Annotated in this window: 16 protein-coding genes; 14 read left to right on the plus strand and 2 right to left on the minus strand. The window is 46.4% G+C overall.

Going from position 1 to position 21,438, the window contains the following annotated elements:
• The first annotated feature begins 87 nt into the window (after positions 1-87).
• The 3 genes from gcvT (at position 88) to FHW36_RS03740 (ending at position 2,478) form a co-directional block, all read left to right on the plus strand.
• Positions 88-1,176 carry a glycine cleavage system aminomethyltransferase GcvT gene (gene gcvT / locus FHW36_RS03730; RefSeq protein ID WP_145662427.1) on the plus strand — a complete coding sequence of 363 codons (1,089 nt, stop codon included), beginning with the start codon at positions 88-90 and terminating at the stop codon, positions 1,174-1,176.
• Positions 1,177-1,265: 89 nt separating this feature from the next.
• A complete protein-coding gene (locus FHW36_RS03735) occupies positions 1,266-1,739 on the plus strand; it encodes an SRPBCC family protein (protein WP_145662430.1) in 474 nt (157 codons plus the stop codon).
• A gap of 16 nt (positions 1,740-1,755) precedes the next feature.
• On the plus strand, positions 1,756-2,478 hold the full coding sequence (locus tag FHW36_RS03740) for a 2-phosphosulfolactate phosphatase (RefSeq protein WP_145662433.1): 723 nt from the start codon (positions 1,756-1,758) through the stop codon (positions 2,476-2,478).
• A gap of 6 nt (positions 2,479-2,484) precedes the next feature.
• Here the strand turns inward: FHW36_RS03740 and FHW36_RS03745 are convergent, their stop codons facing one another.
• Positions 2,485-3,378 (minus strand): helix-turn-helix domain-containing protein, encoded by an 894-nt coding sequence (locus FHW36_RS03745; protein ID WP_145662436.1) that lies wholly within the window; start codon positions 3,376-3,378, stop codon positions 2,485-2,487.
• 83 nt (positions 3,379-3,461) lie between these two features.
• Between FHW36_RS03745 and FHW36_RS03750 the strand changes: the two genes are divergently transcribed.
• The 11 genes from FHW36_RS03750 (at position 3,462) to FHW36_RS03805 (ending at position 18,275) form a co-directional block, all read left to right on the plus strand.
• Positions 3,462-4,367, plus strand: a complete 906-nt coding sequence (locus FHW36_RS03750; RefSeq protein ID WP_246121057.1) for an MBL fold metallo-hydrolase — start codon at positions 3,462-3,464, stop codon at positions 4,365-4,367.
• 235 nt (positions 4,368-4,602) lie between these two features.
• A complete protein-coding gene (locus tag FHW36_RS03755) occupies positions 4,603-8,340 on the plus strand; it encodes a DEAD/DEAH box helicase (RefSeq protein ID WP_145662439.1) in 3,738 nt (1,245 codons plus the stop codon).
• A gap of 36 nt (positions 8,341-8,376) precedes the next feature.
• A complete protein-coding gene (locus tag FHW36_RS03760; RefSeq protein ID WP_145662442.1) occupies positions 8,377-8,670 on the plus strand; it encodes a nucleotidyltransferase family protein in 294 nt (97 codons plus the stop codon).
• Entirely contained in the window at positions 8,660-9,007 is a 348-nt protein-coding gene (locus FHW36_RS03765; protein ID WP_145662445.1) for a HepT-like ribonuclease domain-containing protein, read from the plus strand. Before FHW36_RS03760 ends, FHW36_RS03765 begins: the two co-directional genes overlap by 11 nt.
• Positions 9,008-9,276: 269 nt before the next feature.
• Complete coding sequence (locus tag FHW36_RS03770) at positions 9,277-9,621, plus strand: DUF7674 family protein (RefSeq protein ID WP_145662448.1); 345 nt, start codon at positions 9,277-9,279, stop codon at positions 9,619-9,621.
• Between the two features lie 240 nt (positions 9,622-9,861).
• Positions 9,862-11,574: a potassium-transporting ATPase subunit KdpA gene (gene kdpA, locus FHW36_RS03780; RefSeq protein WP_145662451.1), complete on the plus strand. Its 1,713-nt coding sequence runs from the start codon at positions 9,862-9,864 to the stop codon at positions 11,572-11,574.
• A 21-nt stretch (positions 11,575-11,595) separates the two neighbouring features.
• On the plus strand, positions 11,596-13,641 hold the full coding sequence (gene kdpB, locus FHW36_RS03785) for a potassium-transporting ATPase subunit KdpB (protein WP_145662454.1): 2,046 nt from the start codon (positions 11,596-11,598) through the stop codon (positions 13,639-13,641).
• A 25-nt stretch (positions 13,642-13,666) separates the two neighbouring features.
• Positions 13,667-14,230 (plus strand): potassium-transporting ATPase subunit KdpC, encoded by a 564-nt coding sequence (kdpC, locus tag FHW36_RS03790; protein WP_145662457.1) that lies wholly within the window; start codon positions 13,667-13,669, stop codon positions 14,228-14,230.
• A 122-nt stretch (positions 14,231-14,352) separates the two neighbouring features.
• Positions 14,353-15,435 (plus strand): porin, encoded by a 1,083-nt coding sequence (locus FHW36_RS03795; RefSeq protein ID WP_145662460.1) that lies wholly within the window; start codon positions 14,353-14,355, stop codon positions 15,433-15,435.
• 9 nt (positions 15,436-15,444) lie between these two features.
• A complete protein-coding gene (locus tag FHW36_RS03800; RefSeq protein ID WP_145662463.1) occupies positions 15,445-16,569 on the plus strand; it encodes a sensor protein KdpD in 1,125 nt (374 codons plus the stop codon).
• The gene (locus tag FHW36_RS03805) at positions 16,566-18,275 is read left to right on the plus strand and encodes an ATP-binding protein (RefSeq protein WP_145662466.1); all 1,710 of its coding nucleotides are present in this window, start codon (positions 16,566-16,568) and stop codon (positions 18,273-18,275) included. Before FHW36_RS03800 ends, FHW36_RS03805 begins: the two co-directional genes overlap by 4 nt.
• Here FHW36_RS03805 and FHW36_RS03810 read toward each other — a convergent pair.
• Positions 18,266-21,220, minus strand: a complete 2,955-nt coding sequence (locus FHW36_RS03810) for a PAS domain S-box protein (RefSeq protein WP_145662469.1) — start codon at positions 21,218-21,220, stop codon at positions 18,266-18,268. The genes FHW36_RS03805 and FHW36_RS03810 overlap by 10 nt on opposite strands.
• Between the last annotated feature and the right edge of the window lie 218 nt (positions 21,221-21,438).

The raw sequence follows: 21,438 nt of genomic DNA on the forward strand, positions 1-21,438 counted from the left end.
TTTCGTCTGAAAACCGTCATTCGCCAAATGGGGTGTAAGGTTGGTAATTCTCAAAATGCTATTTTTGCCCCGTTTTAAAAACAAAGTATGAAAAACACGCCTTTTACTGAGAAACACATTGCGCTGGGCGCCAAGATGGCCGCCTTTGCAGGTTACAACATGCCTATTTCCTACACTGGTATTAACGACGAGCACCAGGCGGTACGTACAAACGCCGGTGTGTTCGATGTAAGCCATATGGGCGAATTTATTTTAAAGGGCGAACATGCACTGGACCTGATCCAGCGCGTTACCAGCAACGACGCCTCCAAACTAACTGCCGGTAAGGCGCAGTACAGCTGCCTGCCGAACAACGAGGGAGGTATCGTAGACGATCTGCTGGTATATTGCATTGAAGAAAACAAAGTATATATGTTGGTGGTAAACGCCAGCAATATTGAAAAAGACTGGAACTGGATCAGCCAGTTCAATACCAACAACGTGGAAATGCACAACATTTCCGACAAAACCTGCCTGCTGGCCATCCAGGGACCTAATGCTACCAGCATGCTCCAGCCACTCACCGACGTGGACCTGGTAAATATGAAATATTACACTTTCGCCAAAGGCACCTTTGCCGGCGTACCTAATGTGGTGATCAGCGCTACAGGGTATACCGGTGCCGGTGGTATCGAAATTTATTTTGAAGATACCGACGGTGCAGCAGATAAGGTATGGGAGGCTATTTTCGCCACTGGTGGTCCTAAAGGACTGAAACCTATTGGTTTAGGCGCCCGCGATACCCTCCGCCTGGAAATGGGTTTCTGCCTCTATGGCAATGATATTGACGACACTACTTCCCCTATGGAAGCAGGTTTGGGCTGGATCACCAAATTCACCAAACCATTCACTTCCAGCGAAATATTTGCAAAACAAAAGGCCGAAGGCGTTACCAAAAAGCTGGTTGGTTTTGAAATGGTAGATAAAGGTATTCCGCGTCACGATTATGAAATCAAGGATGCTGCCGGTAATGTGATTGGCCGCGTAACCTCCGGTACACAGTCGCCTTCTATGCAAAAAGCCATCGGTCTGGGTTATGTAAATACGCCATTCGCTGCACAGGATACTGAAATATTTATTGCGGTAAGGGACAAGGCCCTGAAAGCAAAAGTGGTAAAAGTACCTTTCCTGAGTTAGGAATAATAGGAATAGCCGGCTAAAAGTTGTTAATTTCGGTGCCTGAAAGTTTTCGGAGCACCGAAATTTTTATATTTACCACCATATCTATGCCTACTATCCATTTAACTACCGTTATCCATGCTCCGCTGGAGCGGGTCTTTGACCTGAGCAGGAGCATTACGCTGCACAAGAAAAGCATGTCGCACCGGCAGGAAGAAGCGATTAAAGGTCGCACCAACGGCCTGATTGCTTATAACGAAACCGTGACCTGGCGGGCTAAGCACCTTGGGAAGATGAGGGAGCTGACCACCAAAATCACTGCGATGCGACAGCATGAGTTTTTTAGTGATGAAATGACCGATGGCGACTTTACCCATATGAGTCATGAGCATCATTTCAAAGAAATCGGCAACGGTACCGTCATGATCGATATCATGGATTTTGGTACGCCTTATGGCTGGTTTGGAAGAGTATTTGAAAAGATTTACCTGCAAAAGTATATGACCAAGCTACTGCAGGAGCGAAATAATACTATTAAGGAGTTTGCCGAAAGCGAGAAGTGGCGGGTGATCCTTGATTAAAGTTAAAAGCATTTGAATGACAGAAAGCAATAAACCCAGCCTGGAAGTGTGTTTATCCCCGGCATTGTTACACTTATTTGATGTGAAAAGCAGCATAGTCGTTATTATCGATGTGTTGCGGGCTACTTCTACCATCTGTACAGCCCTGCACAACGGCGCCGCCCGGGTAATCCCGGTGGCCAGCGTGGAAGAATGTGTGAATATTGGTCGCGCTATCGGTGGTATTACCGCTGGCGAAAGAGATGGCAAAATAGCGGAAGGACTGGTACACGGCAACTCTCCTTTCGAATATCCGCGCGAGTTTATAGAAAATAAAACTCTGGTACTCACTACTACCAATGGTACCAAGTTATTGCATATGGCCAAAGATGCGGTGCAGATTATTACCGGCTCTTTTCCTAATATCAGCGCGGTGTGCGAGTACCTGGTGGCGCAAAAACAAAACGTTCTCCTGGGTTGTGCCGCCTGGAAAGACCGGGTCAACATGGAGGATACTCTCTTTGCGGGGGCCGTGGTGAACCGTATTAAGGCGCATTTTGACGTTAACTGCGATTCCGCTATCGCGGCTGAGGCTCTTTATACTTCCGCCAAAGACGATATTTATACCTTTATGAAGCAGGCCTCCCACTATCAGCGTTTAGCGAAGTATGGGCTGGAAAAAGATATACACTACTGCCTCACGCCGGATGGCGCTAATGTGCTACCGTTGTTTAAAAACGGGGAACTGGTGGCGGGATAAGCTTTTCTACCGGCCCTGCTCCTGCTCCCGGAATTGCTGGGGGGCGATACCCATATTTTTCTTAAAGAACCGGTTGAAATAGGCCGGATCATCAAAGCCAAGCTGGTAGGCAATTTCCTTGATACTGAGGTTGTCGAGAAACAGCAGGCGCTTTGCTTCCAATAGTATTCTTTCTTTGATCAGGGCGCCGGCATTTTTGCCGGTGAGTTTTTGCGTGAGCGCGTTGAGCTGTCGCGGACTGATATGCATTGCGTTGGCATAGTCCTGTACTTCGTGCTGTTCGTGGAAATGCTGATGTAACAGGTGCTTAAATGCCAGCAGCTGCGATTGCCGGAGCCCCGGTTGCAGATGCGCTTCCTGGAGCCGTTGTCCGCGGATGCGGAGTATTTCCATGAGTATCACCCGGATGTAGGAAAACAGGATATCGCCGGTGCCGGTGCTGGCATGGTCGTATTCCTGCAGGGTGAGCGTGAGCAAGGTATTCAGCCGTTCATATTCTTCCGGTTGCAGGGCAATAACCGGGTAGCCCTGCAGGTTGTCGAACAAGAAATGGGCATACAGCTGTTTATCAGGATCATTGCCACTGCTGAAGAAGGGAGCGTTGAATTTAAGCGAAAAACCCTTGCTGCCTCTATCGCGTTCCAGCAGATGTACCTGTTCGGGCGACAACATAAATACTACGGGACCTTTGAAGGGAAAAGGCGTAAAATCGATATGCTGAATACCCACTCCCTCCGCCAGGAGTGATATTTCGTAGTAGTCGTGGCGATGCGGATATTGCCGTTCCATTATTTTTCCTTCGTCATTGATGACCGCCACCAGCACGTCTTTCAGCTGGGTGGGGATATTGACAGTAACGCCATCGGTGATATGGTGGGATGGAATATGTTTTCGCTGCATGTCTAAAAGTACAAGTAATTGTCGGGTATGTCTATTGAGCCGGCTACGGGGTAGCGGTAGTTTTGCTGGTAAAAATAAGCATTATGTCAACAGATAACACGAGAAGGAACTGGATAAAGCAGAGTGCCCTGGCCGTGATGGGAATACCTGCTTTATTTAAAAATAGCTATATTCTACCAGCAAAAGTGAATGATATGATACATTACCTCTGTAGTACCTGTGGGGTACAGTATGAAGCCAGTAAGGAAGTGCCGGCGCATTGCCCGATTTGTGAAGATGAACGACAATATGTGAATCCGGGAGGGCAAAGCTGGACGACACTGGAGCAGGTGCAGAAAACGCATAAAAACATTATAGAACTGGTGGCGCCCAACCTGTACGCCATTTATACCACTCCCGATTTTGCTATCGGCCAGCGGGCGCACTTGCTGGTTACGCCGGAGGGAAATATCCTGTGGGATTGTATTGCTAACCTCGACGCCTCTACGATAGATATTATTCAGCGGTTAGGTGGTATCCGTGCGATGGCCATTTCCCATCCGCATTATTTTTCCACGATCGTGGAGTGGAGTCATGCTTTTGGAAACATACCGGTATATGTGCACGCATTGGATGCTGAATGGCTACAGCGCCGTGATGAGGTGATCAAGCTTTGGTCGGGCCCTGAACTGGTACTATGGGCGGGTATGAAGCTGGTGTTATGCGGCGGGCATTTTGCCGGCGGCAACGTATTGTATGCCCCGGCAGGTAAGGGATTGTTGCTGGTTGGCGACATTATCCAGGTGTCGTCTGACCGGAAAACGGTATCGGTGATGTACAGTTATCCCAATAATATTCCTTTGTCGGCCCGGGAAATCAATACCCTGCATGCTGCTGTAAAACCGCTGGCATATGATGCCATGTATGGAGCTTTTGGACGATATATTAAAACAGATGCAGCTAGGGCGGTAGATTTTTCATTGGAACGATACCTGCAACATATCCGTTGACCTATTTTAAATGCTTGATAAACAAGCATCTATATTTATAAAAAAAGATGTTGGAAAATAGCCGCTTCCCAGCCATGGTAAACGGGAAGCGGTTAATCAGTTCTTAATGTGCGGACTGCGGGTTATTATGAATTTTCTGCTTACTTTTGTGGATTGCCTTTTTATCAGCTGTTAAGTTTTTTTGATATATCTAGCAACCCTTTGTTGATAATAAAAGCAGGCAACAACGAATAGTATGTCGCTACCCCATTTGCTAAAATATGTTTACAACAACGGCACTGATGAAGTGATCCGCAGGGGGAAGCGTATTTTCTCGACCGGGGGTGTTGAACTCATTGAGGCAGACCCCGTGCTAAAAACAGCTACCTTCCGCGTAAAGAGCGACACACACGCCAATTATTACCGTGTTTCCATCAATAAATACGGGGAAACCAGCGGTATGTCCATTCGCTGCCAGTGTCCATATAACCTGGGCGATATTTGCCGGCACGAAGCTGCCGCGCTTTTTCAGCTCCAGGAAATGCTGGACAAGAACCATTTTGAAAGCTTCGATACCCAGTTTGACCAGCAGCATACGCTGGTGAAAATGAAATCTATCGATATCAAAAGTATCAAACTGCTTACCTCCGGCGCCATCCTGGCCGAGGCCGAAGAAATTGCCAAAAAGCATCCGGCCAAGATCAAGCATGCGAAGGATGAAAAGGTGGAGGCCGTGCTGACACTGGATGGACAAGAATTTCCACTGATTATTCAGCGAAACGAAGAACGCTTTTTTGATACCCATTGCACCTGCGACGAAACGGAACACGCGCTTTGTGTGCATAAAACAGCCCTGTTCCTGCAATTATTGCAGAAACACGGACCGTTTTATTTCGATACGCTGCGCAACTGGGACAAGGAAAAGAACAAATTATTATCGCTGTACGGTTATTCCCTGTCGGACGACCTGGAAGGGAAATTTGCCTTTTCCTACATGGATGGCAAGCCGTTCTTAAGAGTGCTGGACCCTACCATCAAGCGGGTAGATGGCGCCACTGCCGGCCGGCAGCCGGTAACGGCTCCCCCACCACCGGAGGAAACCATTACCATTTCACAGCGACTGGCCACCGTTTTCAACGCCAATGAAACGCTGTACCCCTACTTTAAAATAGACCTGGTAAGCGGCGAAATCAACGAAGAGCAAACCGCCTTTGTATCGCTCGCCAGCAAACTGGATCTCACTAAATACGTTGACTTTTACCAATACAAGGAAAAAGACAGGGAACTCATAGCGCCTATACGAAAATTACAGGGCAGCGAAGTGAGTAAATTCCTCAGCAAAAACTCCCCGTTTGCCGGCATCTGGGAAAATATTACGCATGAAAATGCGGAAGAATTGCCCACCGAAACGAAAGAGTTGATGCTGGAATACCTGCACCCTAAGCTGGCCAAACTGTTCCCACAGCTGGCAGAGCATGGACTGGTATTCGAATTGCCCAACCGGCAGGCCTTTAAAACAAAGAGCCTGCAACAACTGCAAATCGGCGCCGATCGCCTGAAACTGGTGATCAAAACCACTACCGGCGATACCCACGTTACGGTAAACTGTTACGTGAGTATTGAGGGCGAGCTAATAAATGTAGCTGATAACCAATGGGATAGCCCGCTTTTGTTCCTGCATAAACAGGTGATTTATTTGTTTGAAAGTCCGCAGGATGCCCTGCACGTAGAGCTTTTCAAACAAAATGGTCAGTTGCGCATCGCCAACAATGAATGGCCTACCTACCTGAAAGACTACTTGTTGCCACTGAGCCGGCAGTATGATATCCAGTTCGATAAAGGCTTGCTGGCAGAGGTAAAGGATATTGCCCCAGAACCCCGCGTATTCCTGAAAGAGCTGGGAGAAACATTTATTATACAACCCGGATTTGCTTATCGCGGCCAGGAAGTAGAATGGAATGACGAAGGCAAGATTACTGTGCAGGAAGGCAATAAGGTGGTGATTATCCACCGGAATAAACCGGCGGAAGAAGAGTTTGTAGCAAAACTCCGGACTTTACATACCAACTTCGCCCAGCACGACAACAACAACTATTTCTACCTGCGGGCAAAAGAAGCATTGAAGAACAACTGGTTTTTCCTGTTTTTCGATGCGCTGAAAGAAATGAACGTGCGGGTATTTGGATTTGATTCGCTGCGCAATTTCAAATTCAGCTCGCATAAACCGGTTACCAACCTGCAAATCAGTTCTGGCATCGACTGGTTCGACGCCCAGATTGAAGTGTTGTATGGCGATCAGAAAGTAAGTATTAAGGATATCAAAAATGCGCTGGCCAATAAACAGAACTATGTTCAGCTGGCAGACGGCTCCCTGGGGCTGCTGCCGGAAGAATGGCTGCGTAAATATTCCCTGTTATTTAAAGTTGGGGAAGAAAAGGATAAAGGACTTAAACTCAGCAAATACAATTTCAGCGTTATTGATGAGTTGTATGAGTTTATAGATGACGAAGCGGTAGTGCTGGAGCTGGAACAAAAGCGGCGCAAGCTGTTGCAGTTTGATGAAATCCGCAACATAGCCCTGCCGGAGAATTTAAAGGCCAAATTGCGGCCTTACCAGGAAAGCGGATTCCAGTGGCTCAACTACCTCGACGACATTAAATGGGGTGGTATATTGGCAGATGATATGGGTCTCGGTAAAACCATCCAGGCGCTTACCTTCCTGCAATATTATAAGAACAAGAACGGTGGTAAAACCATGGCGTTGATAGTTTGTCCTACTACGCTGATTTACAACTGGGAAAATGAAATCAAGAAGTTTACACCGGATATCCGGCATCATATTCACCATGGCCCGGCGCGATTCAAATCGGCGGAGGAACTGGTAAATTTCGATGCTATCATCACTACCTACGGTACCTTGCGCAGCGATATCCAGCTGCTCATGAAGATAGAATTCGATTATGTGATCCTGGATGAATCGCAGGCAATCAAGAACCCGCAATCGAAGGTGACCAAGGCAGCGCAACTGCTGCAAACCCGTAACAGGCTCGCGTTGAGCGGTACGCCGATGCAGAACAATACCTTCGATATTTATGCGCAGATGAACTTCCTCAACCCGGGTATGCTGGGCAGCGTAGACTTCTTCCGCAATGAGTTTGCAACGCCTATCGACAAGTTCCAGGATGAAGAAAGGAAGGAACACCTGCGTAAGCTGATCTATCCGTTTATCCTGCGCCGTACCAAAGAACAGGTGGCGAAAGACCTGCCGGAAAAAATAGAAACCGTGATCTTCTGCGAAATGGATGCGGAACAAAGGCATATTTATGATGCTTACCGTAATACCTATCGCTCCAAGATCCTTGGTGTTATTGAAGATCAGGGTATGGAACGTTCGCAGCTCACCATCCTGCAAGGGTTGATGAAGTTGCGGCAGATCTGCGATTCGCCGGCTATCCTGAACGATACCGAACAATACCCGAATCACTCAGTAAAACTGCATGAGCTCACCCGTGAAATTTCCGAGAATATCGGCAACCATAAGGTGCTGATTTTCTCCCAATTCCTGGGTATGCTTGGATTGATCCGCGATAGGATGCAACACCTGAAAATACCTTACGAGTATTTTGATGGTAGCACCTCCACCGTAGATCGTGAAAAGGCCATTCAAAACTTCCAGCATAACGATGAATGCCGTGTATTCCTGATTTCACTGAAAGCCGGTGGTGTAGGTTTGAACCTCACCGCAGCTGACTATGTATATATTGTGGATCCCTGGTGGAACCCGGCTGTAGAGCAGCAAGCGATTGACCGTACTCACCGTATTGGGCAAACGAAAAATATCTTTGCTTACCGCATGATCTGTAAGGATACGGTAGAAGAGAAAATATTGCAACTGCAGGAAAGGAAGAAATCGCTGGTGAAAGAGATTATTTCTGATGACAGCGGTTTTGTGAAGAAGCTGACGAAGGAAGATGTGTTGTATTTGTTTAGTTAATGTTGAGGTATTGCCATTATGCGTTAAATTAGCTTTATGAAACTTTCGCAACAAGAGATTCAAATCATTCAGCATTATTTCGCAGATAAACCTGTGAAAAAGGCTTTCATTTTTGGTTCTCAGGCGAGAGGTGATGCGGACGAATTAAGCGATATTGATATTTTGGTTGAGTTGGATTACTCCAAATATATAGGTTTGGGATTTGTAACAATGCAACAGGACCTGGAAAACCAGCTACATAAAAAGGTGGATCTTATTTCAGAAAAAGCGTTGTCGAAATATATCTTACCATTTGTAGAATCTGATAAGCAGTTGATCTATGAAAGGTAAGATGGGTGATAAGCAGCGCTTACAGCACATCGCCGAAGCAATAGGCGAGATAGAAGCCTATGCCGGAGGCAAATCTCTTTCTGATTTCATGGAAAATTCAATGATGCGTTTTGCTTCTGTAAAGCAAATTGAGATTATTGGAGAAGCTGCCAATTTGCTGACGCAGGAGCTAAGAGATAATAACAACGATGTTGCCTGGCGGCAAATTATAGGACTTAGGCATATTCTCGTTCACGAATATTTTGGGATAGATGCTGAAGTGATATGGCAAATTATCGAGAACGATATTCCTGTTTTAAAAGAAAGAGTAGATGAAATGCTGAATGCTATAGAATAGCTTATTTTAAAAGCAGCTGGAAGGGAGATATTTGTTTTTAACAGCATATCTCCCTTTTTTGTGCCTGCCAATTTTCATAAACCCTTTTTCATTTTCTGCATACACCCTTCCGTTTCTGCATGGTTTACCTCACCAATACATTTTATTCTAATGCCGTTATTGTTTTTTAAATAATTGATATTCAATTATTTATGTATCAATGAAAGCATCTTCCCCAACGCTGGCATTCCGCTGGCATTACCCCAATTGTATCAAAACAATTGATCGATATGCTACCAGACTCAAAAATCTCTCAACTGATAGGTTTGCAGATTCCAGGGTTAACATTTCCTGCCGCTCAGCAGGAGCCTGTGAGAGGCTCCATTAGTAAGGTAATCCACACTTTTGCGGATTATACCAGCCGAATGATCAGAAGTGAACAATTACACGAGGTAAAGCGTTGCTTTACCGTGGCAGGTGTATTATATCATAATGGGAGCAGTGCGTTGCGCAATGCTATTGAAAGCGCCTTCATGTATACGTTATCTCCCCTGCTCTGTGGCAAGCATAAGGAATTATTGCCTTTATCACTGAAGAACATCAGGATTCAGCATTTACAAACAATCGCTATATAAAACAACATTTTATGATGATGACTATTCTCCTGGTACTGGCGGGAATCGCCTGCTTTGCCGTGTTTTTTAAATCGGTAGACTATTTCGAAAAGATCTAATTACAATTATTATGAACGCATTATTTGTTTTATCACTTTTCGTTTTCGGCTACATGATCTATGTACTGTTGAAACCTGAAAAATTCTGAGTAACAGATTACTCCTACGCCTATACGCAAAGCTTTTTTAACTCACTATTGAAATGACAACAGAAATTTTAGGCGTTATAGCCACCTACGGTATTACGCTGTTATTAGCCTGGCCACTGGCGAGGTACATCGTAAAGATATTCAGGGGCGAGCGTACCTGGTCCGACTTTATGGCGCCACTGGAGCGCCTGTTCTTTAAGATATCGGGCATCAATCCCCATGAAGAAATGAATTGGAAACAGCATCTGAAAGCCATGCTGACCATCAATTTAGTATGGTTTGTATATGCCTTTTTTGCGCTGATGTTCCAGGATAAACTGCCGCTGAACCCAGATGGAAACCCGGGACAGTCGGCCGATCTGGCGTTTAACACGGCCATCAGTTTCGTAGTAAACTGTAACCTGCAACACTATTCCGGCGAAGCAGGTGTTACCTACTTTACACAGTTATTTGTACTGGCCTTCCTGCAATTTGTGAGCGCCGCCACGGGTATTGCTGCATTGGTAGTAGTATTTAAGGCGATGAAAGAAAAGACGACCACGCAGCTGGGCAACTTCTGGGACATTTTTCTTAAAACGATTACCCGTATCCTGTTGCCTATCAGCATTGTGATAGCGCTGATTTTCATATTTAATGGTATGCCCGCCAGCTTTGCCGGTAAAGATACGGTGCTGACCATGCAGGGCGATACCGTAAACGTATCCCGCGGACCTGTTGCCGGTTTCGTAGCCATCAAACACCTCGGTACTAATGGTGGTGGTTTCTTTGGCGCCAACTCCGCCCATCCACTGGAGAATGTCAATTATGTTACCTGGATGACCGAAATGGTAGCACAGGTAGTGATTCCTATTGCGATGGTATTTGCCCTGGGCATGTTTATACAACGAAAGAAATTTGCGTACGTCATTTTCGGGATCATGACGATAGGGATGATCTGTTTGCTGATCCCATCTATGCAGCAGGAAATGGCCGGCAACCCGGAAATAGCCAAGATGGGTATACACCAGGCCACAGGGGCCATGGAGGGCAAGGAAGTGCGGTTTGGCCCGGCCGCCACTGGTTACTGGAGTACCGTGACCACCATTATATCTACCGGTTCTGTATGCGGCTGGCACGATAGCACCATGCCACTCACAGGTTTAATGCAGCTGCTGGGCATGATGCTCAACTGTTTCTACGGCGGTTGTGGCGTGGGTATCCTTAACTATTACATCTACATCATCATAGCAGTATTTATATCAGGATTGATGGTGGGCCGTACGCCAGAGTTTATGGGACATAAACTGGAGGCGAGAGAAGTAAAGATTGCAGCGTTGATTACGTTGTTATCTCCCTTCCTGATCCTGGCGGGTACCGCGTTATCTTCCTGGGTACTGTCGCACCACCCGGATATTAACTGGGCCGTGAAACCGTCGGCCTGGCTAAATAACCCCGGCTATCACGGTTTCTCTGAAATGCTGTATGAATACACTTCTGCCAACGCCAACAATGGTTCTGGTTTTGAAGGTTTGGGCGATGGTAACATATTCTGGAACGTATCTACCGGCTTTGTGCTGATCCTGGGCAGGTTCCTGCCGATTATCGGCCCGGTGGCAATTGCAGGCCTGATGGCATCCAAGAAGTATGTGCCTGAATCTGCCGGCACGCTGAGAACAGATTCGCTCACTTTCGGCGCCATGACATTTGCCGTGATTGTTATTCTCACTGCCCTGGCTTATTTCCCAGCCCTGGCATTGGGACCTATCGCAGAGTATTTTTCCCTGTAATTTTTTTAATGACTGACTACCATGAAGCATGATAATAAATTGTTTCCGAGAGAGCAGGTGATGGAGAGCCTGAAGCAGTCTTTCGTGAAGCTGCATCCGAAATTGATGATTAAAAACCCGGTGATGTTCACCGTGGAAATAGGTACCGCGGTAATGGCCATCGTAGCTTTGTATACCATTTTTACCGGCAACCGTGAGCAGGGCAGCGTAGCTTATAACATCGCCATCTTTGCGGTGCTATTTCTCACTGTATTGTTTGCCAACTTTGCAGAAGCCATTGCAGAAGCACGTGGTAAAGCACAGGCTGAGAGCCTGCGCAAAACAAGGGAAGAAACACCTGCGAAAAAGATAGAATTGATAGGTGAAATATTCACCAATGAAATTAAAATAGTATCCTCCTCTACCCTGCGCAAGGGCGACATCTTTGCCTGTGACCCCGGCGACATCATCCCGGCCGACGGAGAGATTGTACAAGGGCTCGCGAGCATCGATGAATCGGCTATTACCGGCGAAAGTGCGCCGGTAATCAGGGAAGCCGGTGGCGATAAATCGAGTGTGGTCGGTGGTACTAAAGTATTGTCTGATCATATCAAAGTAAGGGTCACCACCGAACCCGGTGAATCCTTCCTGGATAAAATGATTGCCCTGGTAGAGGGCGCCAGCCGCCAGAAAACGCCGAATGAAATAGCGTTAACGATCCTGCTGGCCAGCTTTACACTGATATTTATTATCGTGTGCGTAACGCTGAAACCTTTTGCCGACTATGCGCAAACACCTATTACCATTGCGGCCTTTATTTCACTGTTTGTTTGCCTGATTCCTACTACCATTGGTGGTTTACTATCTGCCATCGGTATTGCGGGTATGGACCGTGCTTTGCGCGCCAATGTAATTACCAAATCCGGTAAAGCGGTGGAAACAGCCGGAGATATTGATGTGCTGTTGCTTGATAAAACAGGAACTATTACCATTGGTAACCGTAAGGCCACTAACTTCTATGCTACCAATGGCATTTCTACTGAGGAATTTATCCGCCTCTGTGCATTGAGTTCTTTATCAGACGAAACACCCGAAGGAAAGTCAATTGTAGAGTTGGCAGGTAAAGAAGTGGTAAACAAATTGACCGTAACTGGCGCCAGCCTGGTAAAATTTACCGCCGAAACCCGTAGCAGTGGTATCGACTTGCCCGATGGTAACCGTATCCGTAAAGGCGCTTACGACGCTATCCGCCGGCTGACCGAAAAAGAAGGATTTGTTTTCCCGGAAGAGACCCGCTCCCGCGTGGAAGCCATTTCGAAGGATGGTGGTACTCCACTGGTAGTAGCACTCAACAGTAAAGTGCAGGGAGTGATAGAATTACAGGATATTATCAAGCCCGGTATCAGTGAGCGTTTCGACCGCCTGCGCAGAATGGGGGTGAAAACGGTGATGGTAACCGGCGACAACCCACTTACCGCCAAATACATTGCTACCAAAGCCGGTGTGGATGACTTCATCGCAGAAGCCAAACCGGAAGATAAAATGAGTTATATCCGTAAGGAGCAGAATGAAGGCCGCCTGGTAGCCATGATGGGCGATGGTACCAACGATGCGCCGGCACTGGCGCAGGCCGATGTGGGAGTAGCGATGAACAGTGGTACACAGGCCGCCAAAGAAGCCGGCAATATGGTGGACCTGGACAATGATCCTACCAAGCTGATTGAGATCGTGGAAATTGGAAAGCAACTGCTGATGACGCGTGGTACACTCACCACTTTCTCCATCGCCAACGACGTGGCCAAATATTTTGCCATTGTTCCTGCGCTGTTTGTGGCCTCTATCCCCGCTTTGCAGGGTATTAACATCATGAAACTGCATAGCCCTGAAACAGCCATCCTGAGTGCGGTAATTTTCAATGCCATTATTATCCCATTGCTGATACCGCTGGCATTAAAAGGGGTGGCCTATAAACCAATTGGCGCCAGTGCCTTGCTGCGCAGGAACCTGCTGATTTATGGCGTAGGTGGTATTATCGCGCCTTTCATTGGCATTAAGCTGATTGATATGGTGATTGCCCTTTTCATGTAATTCTAAATAGAAAAAATTTAAAGAGATGAAAAAATATTTGTGGCCTTCTATAAAACTGACACTGTTGCTGGTGATTGTACTGGGCGGATTATATCCCCTGTTCCTGGCGGCAGTTGCTAAACTGGCCCCTGGTAAAGGTGATGGTGTAACGGTAACGCATAATGGAAGAGTGGTAGGTTATGAGAACATTGCGCAGAAATTTACAGACGATAAATATTTTCAGCCACGCCCTTCTACAGTGGATTACAATGCGGCAAGTTCCGGTGGTTCCAATAAATCGGCCGGTAACCCTGACTACCTCAAAACGGTACAGGCCAGGATCGACACCTTTATGGCGCATAATCCGGATGTAAAGAAAGAAGATATTCCCGCTGAACTGGTAACAGCTTCTGCCAGCGGACTCGATCCGCATTTATCGCCGGAAGCGGCCTATGTACAGATACCGCGGGTAGCGAAACTGAGGGGTATTCCAGCCGACCGTCTGAAACAATTGGTAGATGCTAATACCAAGCCTCCTGTTTTAGGAGTATTGGGTGTGGCCACTGTAAACGTGTTAAAATTGAACATAGCACTCGACGATTTGAAGTAAGCCGGGTGTAGTCCTATTATTCCTTTAACCTGTGATATCCTATGAAACCCATTGACTGGCAGTCCGTAGCTGCGGATTGCCAGGATTTATTACCATCAGCCTATATTAAAAAGTCAACTTACATGAAGAAAATTTTATTGCTGGGCGGTTTGCTGGCAACAGCTATTACTATGTTTGCTCAGGAAGCGCCTACGGCCGAAAAAGAGAAAGGAAAAGTAACCTTTTCAGGATATGCGGAAGCTTATTACAGCTATGATTTTAACAACCCGGCTAATCATCTCCGGCCAGGTTTTTTATACAACTTTAACCGGCATAATGAGCTAAACCTGAACCTGGCGATGGTAAAAGCCAATTATACCAGTGACCGGATAAGAGCAAACGTGGGATTGATGGCCGGCACCTATCCGCAATATAACCTGGCCACCGAGCCTACCCTGATGCAGTATGTATATGAAGCCAATGTAGGCGTTCGTGTGGGCAAAAACGTATGGATTGATGCAGGTGTAATGCCGTCGCATATTGGGTTTGAAAGCGCTATTGGAAAAGATTGTCCCACCCTTACGAGGAGCATACTGGGCGAAAATTCGCCTTACTATGAAACCGGTGTAAAGGTAACCTGGAATCCGAACGACAAATGGACGTTTGCCGCGATGTACCTGAATGGATGGCAAAGAATCAAAAGAGTAGATGGTAATCAAACTCCTGCTTTTGGTACGCAAATTACTTTTAAACCCAGTGACAAAGTACTGCTCAACTGGAGCACTTATGTAGGAAATGATCTCCCGGATAGTGTAAGGCAAATGCGTTACTTTAATAATGTTTATGGTACCTTTAATATAACGGAAAAGTTAAGTGTTATTGCCGGATTTGATTTTGGATTACAACAGAAAGCCAAAGGGTCTTCTGATCTGAACAGCTGGTATAGCCCTGTTGTGATTGCGAAATATGCTTTTACCAGCAAATTTGCGATGGCAGGCCGTGTAGAGCATTACAACGACCAGCATGGCGTAGTAATCAACACCGGTACTGCAAATGGATTTCAGACCACCGGCTACTCCCTTAATCTTGATTTTACCCCGGTGGATCATGTCATGTTTAGATTGGAAGGAAGAACATTCGATGGTAAAGACAAGACCTTTATGAAAGGCACCCAGATGAAAAATGCCAATACAGCGATTACGGCGTCGCTGGCAGTATGGTTCTAAGTATATCGTATGACAGATAAAGAACACTCGGTACAGCACTTTCTTAACCTGGCCAACCGCGCCGGCAGAGGTAAGTTTAAGATATACATCGGCATGAGTGCCGGTGTGGGAAAAACATACCGCATGTTGCAGGAAGCGCATGCCATGTTAAGAAATGGTGTTAATATCCAGATCGGATATATAGAAACACATGGGCGTGCGGAAACGCACGCCCTGCTGGAGGGGTTGCCCCAGATACCCCGCAGAACGGTGTTTTATAAAGGTAAAATGCTGGAGGAGATGGATCTTTCTACCATCCTGCTCCTGTCGCCCGAATGGGTGGTGGTAGATGAGCTGGCGCATACGAATATCCCCGGTTCAAAAAATGAAAAGCGTTGGCAGGATGTGATAGACTTGCTGAATGCGGGGATTAATGTGTTGTCGGCGGTTAACATACAGCATATAGAAAGCATTAACCAGGAAGTAAAGTCCATTACCGGTATTGAGGTACAGGAGCGGATTCCTGACCTGGTGTTGCAGATGGCCAATGAAGTGGTGAACATAGACCTTACGGCAGACGAGTTGATTACCCGTTTGAAAGAAGGGAAGATCTACGACCGTTCCAAAGTAGAGAGCGCGCTGAGCAACTTCTTCCAGGCCGATAAAATTTTGCAGCTGCGGGAGCTGGCACTGAAAGAAGTAACTACACAGGTAGAAAGAAAGGTAGAATCAGAGATTCCACGTAATTTGCAAATGAGGCATGAAAGCTTCCTGGCGTGTATTTCTACCAATGATGAAGTGGCGAGAAAGGTGATCCGCAAAACGGCGAGGCTGGCTGCTTATTATCATGCAGACTGGTTTGTACTATATGTACAAACGCCGCGGGAGAGCGTGGATAAGATTGCACTGGCTGCGCAACGCCATCTCATTAATAACCTGAAACTGGCTACAGAATTGGGTGCGGAAGTGATACAGGAGCATAATGCCAATGTATCGGAAGCGATTATCAAAACAGCCCTGGATAAACGGGTGACGACCATTTGCATGGGAAAGCCACACATCAATCTTTTCCGTATTATACTACGTACCAACCTGTTTAACCAGCTACTGAAAACGCTTTCTACCAACGACATTGATATTATAATACTATCATGAGTAAGTTCAGATTAAAAACGAAGATTACGCTGGGGGTATTATTCCTCTATATTATGCTGCTGGTAGTGAGCATTCTGGGCTACTACTATCTGAACCGCCTGAACGAAAAAGCGAAGTTTATCCTGAAGGATAACTACGAATCCCTTGAGTACTCCAAAAATATGCTGGTAGCGCTGGAAGATTTGCCGCAGCACCGATCCGCAGCCATGGAAATGTTTTCCGCCAACCTCCGGAAACAGCAGGCCAACGTTACCGAACGAGGGGAAATGGCTGCTACCGCAGAGGTAAGCCGCATTTTTGAGTTGTTGAGAAAGGATTCTACCGCAGATATCAGTGACATCAAAAAGAGTATCTATACCATTATGGATCTCAATATGGCCGCTATTGTGGGGAAGAACGAACTGGTGAAGAAAACGGCCGACAATGCGCTTTTATACATCGCTATCATCAGCGGTGTTTGTTTTTTATTGGGCTTTACGTTTGTATATAATTTCCCCGGATATATTGCTAATCCCATCCATGAACTAACAGAAGGTATTAAGGGGATTGCCAATAAACAGTATGGCAAGCGGCTTTATTTCAAATCGGGTGATGAATTTGGGGAGCTGGCCACCGCTTTCAACGTGATGGCGCAGCGGCTGGACGAATATGAACATAGTAACCTGGCCCGCATCATGTTTGAAAAGCAGCGTGCAGAGGCGGTGATCAGCAGCCTGAAAGATGCTACCATCGGGTTTGATAACAACAACATCATCCTGTTTGCCAACGCACAGGCGCTACAGTTGCTCAGTATGCCGGAGAAAGACGTAATAGGGCAGGCTGCCGAGGCCGTATCTAAAAGAAATGACCTGTTACGGTATTTGATCAATACTCCCGAAAACGCCCCGCTTAAAATAGTGGTAGACGGAAAAGAATGTTTCTTTACCCGGGAAACGATCGATATACAACATGAAGAAAAACGTATAGGCTATGTAGTGATACTCCGCAACATTACTACGTTTAAAGAGCAGGATATTGCGAAAACGCATTTTATCGCTACCATTTCACATGAGCTGAAAACCCCGCTGGCAGCATCTGATTTCAGTATTAAGCTATTGGAAGATGAGAGAACCGGCGCGCTGAGTACAGAGCAACGGGAGTTGGTAGATAGCCTGAAACAGGACAACCGGCGTATGATAAAGATTGTAAGTGAGTTGCTGGATTTGTCGCAGGTGGAAAGTGGCAATATACAACTGCAGCCGCAGCCGGTAACTGCGTTGAGCATTGTACAATACGCCATGGATACGGTGCGGCAGCAGGCGGCCCAGCGGGAGGTTGCAATACATACCGCAGTGCCGGATAACCTACCCAGGGTACTGGCAGATGTGGAAAAAACCGCCTGGGTATTGGTCAACCTCTTGACCAATGCTATCCGGTATTCCGAACATGGTGCCATTATCGACCTGGTGGTGAGTCCTACAGGTATAGAGATGGTATCCTTCGTGGTGCAGGATTATGGAAAGGGTATTCCTGCTGCCTTCCGGGACAAGATTTTTGAGCGCTTTTTCCAGGTGCCGGGTATGAAAGGGCATCAGGGCAGCGGCTTAGGGCTGGCTATCTCTAAAGAGTTTATAGAAGCACAGGGCGGCGTTATTGGGGTGGAGAGTGATGAAGGAAAGGGCAGTCGTTTTTATTTTACCTTGCCGGAGGCGCCTGATCAACATTGATCGATATGCTCCCTGATCAGGTGTACTTTTGAATAATATATCTTCATTAACTCATCCAGCCGGGAAGCAATAGTCTCTACATTTTCTTCCAGCCGGGCATCTCTTTCTATTCCCCAGGCGATATCAGATGCGTGTAAAAGGCCAGCGAGGTTGAGGTTGAACTTCATTTGGTGCGCGATCATATACAGGTGTTGCCAGTTTTTTTCTATCACCAGTTGATTCATTTCTGAAAGTTTCTTCGGGATGCTGGACAGCAGTTCTTCCAGCAATATTTTGATGTGCTCAGACTCACCGGACATCATGTTATAAACGGCGGTGAAATTGAGGGGGGTATCATTATCGGGCATATGATGGATGGTTTGTATGAGAGAAGGAGATTCCGGCAGTTGTTCTTCTAACCCCTTCAATATTTTGAGAAAGAGGTCGGTACGTTCAAAGGGTTTGGAGATGTAATCATTCATACCGGCATTCAAACATCGTTCCCGCTCTCCTTTCAGTGCGGAGGCGGTCATCGCGATGATGCAGGTTTGTATACCTTTTTCCCGGATAGCCCTGGTGGTTTGATACCCGTCTATCCCTGGCATTTGTATGTCCATGATGATACAATCGTACACTTTGTAGTGGAGCATTTCGAGGGCGGACCGGCCGTTGCTGACCACATCCGTTCTGGCGCCGGCATCTTGAAGGGTATAGAATACTACCTGCTGGTTAATTTCATTGTCTTCTACCACCAATATGTTTTTACCCTGTAATGGTTTGGCAATGTGAGATAGCTGGTCTTTTTCTTCTTTTTCGGAGAGATCGCCATGGTACCGGGTAAAGGGTACCTCAAAATAAAAGGTAGCGCCTGCATTGAGATTGCTGGTTACCTGGATAACGCCGTCTTGCAACTCTATCAATTCTTTACTGATAGCGAGTCCCAGGCCGGTACCACCGTATTTTCGGGTATTATCCGTATGTGTTTGGGAGAAGCTTTTAAAGATGAGGTCATGTTGCTCGGGGGCAATGCCGATACCGGTATCTGTTATTTCAAAGCCGAGTCTTGCTACATCCGGATCTTCGTTTTCTTTTACCAGTGATACTTTGACTGTTATTTTTCCCTCGGGGGTAAATTTGATGGCATTTTCCACGAGGTTGGTCAATATCTGGTTGAGGCGGATACCATCTCCCAGCAAGGTGGCAGGGATAACGTTGTCTATTTCATCAAAGAAGGACAAGCCTTTTTGTTGGGCCTGTAATCTAAGCGGAAACAGGGCTTTGTCTATTACTTCGTATACATCGAAGGGCTCGCGTTGCAGGTGAAGTTTACCGGCTTTTATTTTAGAGAAATCCAGTATTTCATTAATGATGACCAGCAAGTGATTGGCAGAAGCCTTGATGGCATTGGTATATTCGAATTGGGCCGGGGATAGTTGATTTTGTTGTATCAGGAGATTGGTCATCCCCAGGATACCGTTCATCGGCGTACGAATTTCGTGGCTCATATTAGCCAGGAACATTTCCTGTGCGTTGATGGCTTCCTGTGAGGCCTTGCTGGCTTCTTCCATTGCTTTGATATAGTTGGCCTTTTCGGTGAAATCCTGTCCTATACCGCATATACCGATGATTTCTTCTCCGGCATTTCTCAATGGAAACTTGGTGATCAGGAAATGGTACTTCCTACCCCCTACTGTAATCTCATCTTCCAGTTTTACCCGGTTGCCGGTAGTCATCACCTGTTCGTCCAGCTTAGCATAGCGGGATACCCAATCGTACGATAGTTCATCATCTGTTTTGCCGATGATATCTTTTTTATTGATTCCCATGATATCGGTAAATCGGGTATTGACCAGGAGGTACTTGCCTGGGGCGTCTTTTATGAACATCATGGAAGGCATGTAGTCGATGATGGCATCAAGCCGTTTCTGGAGATATTCCGTTTGGCCGGCATCTCTTTTGCGCTTGTCGATATCCCTGACAATGCATTGAAACTCCTGTACGCGGCCGTCGGGGCCATAGATTAGGGCCGCGAGCTGTTCTACCCATTTTCGGTTGCCCGATTTCGTGATGATTTCGAATTCCTGGAACGTATAGTCGTCACCGGTTTGCATTTGGTTGACGTAGAGCGCTTCGAGTTGCTGATGGGTTTCATCGTCGAGAAAGAAGGAGTAATGTTTACCGATCAGCTCCGAGTTGTTGTAGCCGGTGATTTGTGCCGCGTGTTTGCTTACGGAAGTGAAGTGACCCTCTATCGTTGCCCTGAATACAATGAGTTCTGTTTCTTCCGCCAGGCGCATAAAGGATTGTTCTCTTTTAAGGAGGCGGTTGGTATGTATTTTCAGTTTGAGGAAGAGGCGGTAAATATAGCGGGATTCTCCCAGCAGCAGGATGAGCATGAACAGGCAGATGAAGATGGTATTCCTGAACAGCAGCCGGGTATACTTATTATTATTTTCCACCTGGGTTACCAGTTTATCCCGGTTGATGTGCATATAAGTGTTGAGATGCTCCAGGATACTTTTTCTAAAATCAGCGTTTTTAGGCGCTGTGATCAGTTGTTTGGCCAGGGCGGGCTGTTGAGTGGCTGTGTAGAGGATTTGCTGGTTATAATTAAACTTTTCTTGGAGCAGGGTGTGGAGGTCGGTCAGTATCCGGGAGGAGGATGTATCGTTTTGGGTGATAGCCCGGAGGCTGGAAAGGATATGCCTGATGCTGTCGGGAATGGTGTAGGCTGCGGGAGGAAGGGCCACTTTATCTGTTAGGAGCATGTCCCGGATACTATTGGTATAGCTGCCTTCGAGGTTGATGATGTTTCTGACCATATCGATTTGCTGGTTGGTTTGCACCATCCATTGAGCGGTGCTTTTGCATCTTCTTTGCATATCCCAGGCATAGTAAACAAAACCAATGAGCACCATGAGCACTGCAAGAATGAGTGCCAGAACAGGATTGACAATTTTTTTCATGCTTTGTGTTTCAACGACTCTTTAAAAGCATTGGCAGGGGTTATGGTCCGGGTGATGGATTATATTATTCAAATTAGGAATTTTTGGACCAATATTGCTATTCATCTTGTTCAGTATGAAAGGGGGATCAGGAAAAGAATATGGGTTCAATATCACTTTTTCTGTAACTTTCGGGCCGGGAATGTATAATATGGAGTATGTTTTTGCAATATTTTAAC

This window comes from Chitinophaga polysaccharea (genome assembly GCF_007829335.1).
GTDB classification, from domain to species: Bacteria; Bacteroidota; Bacteroidia; order Chitinophagales; family Chitinophagaceae; genus Chitinophaga; species Chitinophaga polysaccharea_B.

What these genes read in the sequence shown, in the direction of transcription:
- FHW36_RS03750 (WP_246121057.1), top strand. Translation starts at nt 3,462, where the DNA reads ATGTCAACAGATAACACGAGAAGGAACTGGATAAAGCAGAGTGCCCTG.
- FHW36_RS03760 (WP_145662442.1), top strand. Translation starts at nt 8,377, where the DNA reads ATGAAACTTTCGCAACAAGAGATTCAAATCATTCAGCATTATTTCGCA.
- FHW36_RS03795 (WP_145662460.1), top strand. Translation starts at nt 14,353, where the DNA reads ATGAAGAAAATTTTATTGCTGGGCGGTTTGCTGGCAACAGCTATTACT.
- FHW36_RS03735 (WP_145662430.1), top strand. Translation starts at nt 1,266, where the DNA reads ATGCCTACTATCCATTTAACTACCGTTATCCATGCTCCGCTGGAGCGG.
- kdpC (WP_145662457.1), top strand. Translation starts at nt 13,667, where the DNA reads ATGAAAAAATATTTGTGGCCTTCTATAAAACTGACACTGTTGCTGGTG.
- FHW36_RS03800 (WP_145662463.1), top strand. Translation starts at nt 15,445, where the DNA reads ATGACAGATAAAGAACACTCGGTACAGCACTTTCTTAACCTGGCCAAC.
- FHW36_RS03810 (WP_145662469.1), bottom strand. Translation starts at nt 21,220, where the DNA reads ATGAAAAAAATTGTCAATCCTGTTCTGGCACTCATTCTTGCAGTGCTC.
- FHW36_RS03745 (WP_145662436.1), bottom strand. Translation starts at nt 3,378, where the DNA reads ATGCAGCGAAAACATATTCCATCCCACCATATCACCGATGGCGTTACT.
- FHW36_RS03770 (WP_145662448.1), top strand. Translation starts at nt 9,277, where the DNA reads ATGCTACCAGACTCAAAAATCTCTCAACTGATAGGTTTGCAGATTCCA.
- gcvT (WP_145662427.1), top strand. Translation starts at nt 88, where the DNA reads ATGAAAAACACGCCTTTTACTGAGAAACACATTGCGCTGGGCGCCAAG.
- FHW36_RS03765 (WP_145662445.1), top strand. Translation starts at nt 8,660, where the DNA reads ATGAAAGGTAAGATGGGTGATAAGCAGCGCTTACAGCACATCGCCGAA.
- FHW36_RS03755 (WP_145662439.1), top strand. Translation starts at nt 4,603, where the DNA reads ATGTCGCTACCCCATTTGCTAAAATATGTTTACAACAACGGCACTGAT.
- FHW36_RS03805 (WP_145662466.1), top strand. Translation starts at nt 16,566, where the DNA reads ATGAGTAAGTTCAGATTAAAAACGAAGATTACGCTGGGGGTATTATTC.
- kdpB (WP_145662454.1), top strand. Translation starts at nt 11,596, where the DNA reads ATGAAGCATGATAATAAATTGTTTCCGAGAGAGCAGGTGATGGAGAGC.
- FHW36_RS03740 (WP_145662433.1), top strand. Translation starts at nt 1,756, where the DNA reads ATGACAGAAAGCAATAAACCCAGCCTGGAAGTGTGTTTATCCCCGGCA.
- kdpA (WP_145662451.1), top strand. Translation starts at nt 9,862, where the DNA reads ATGACAACAGAAATTTTAGGCGTTATAGCCACCTACGGTATTACGCTG.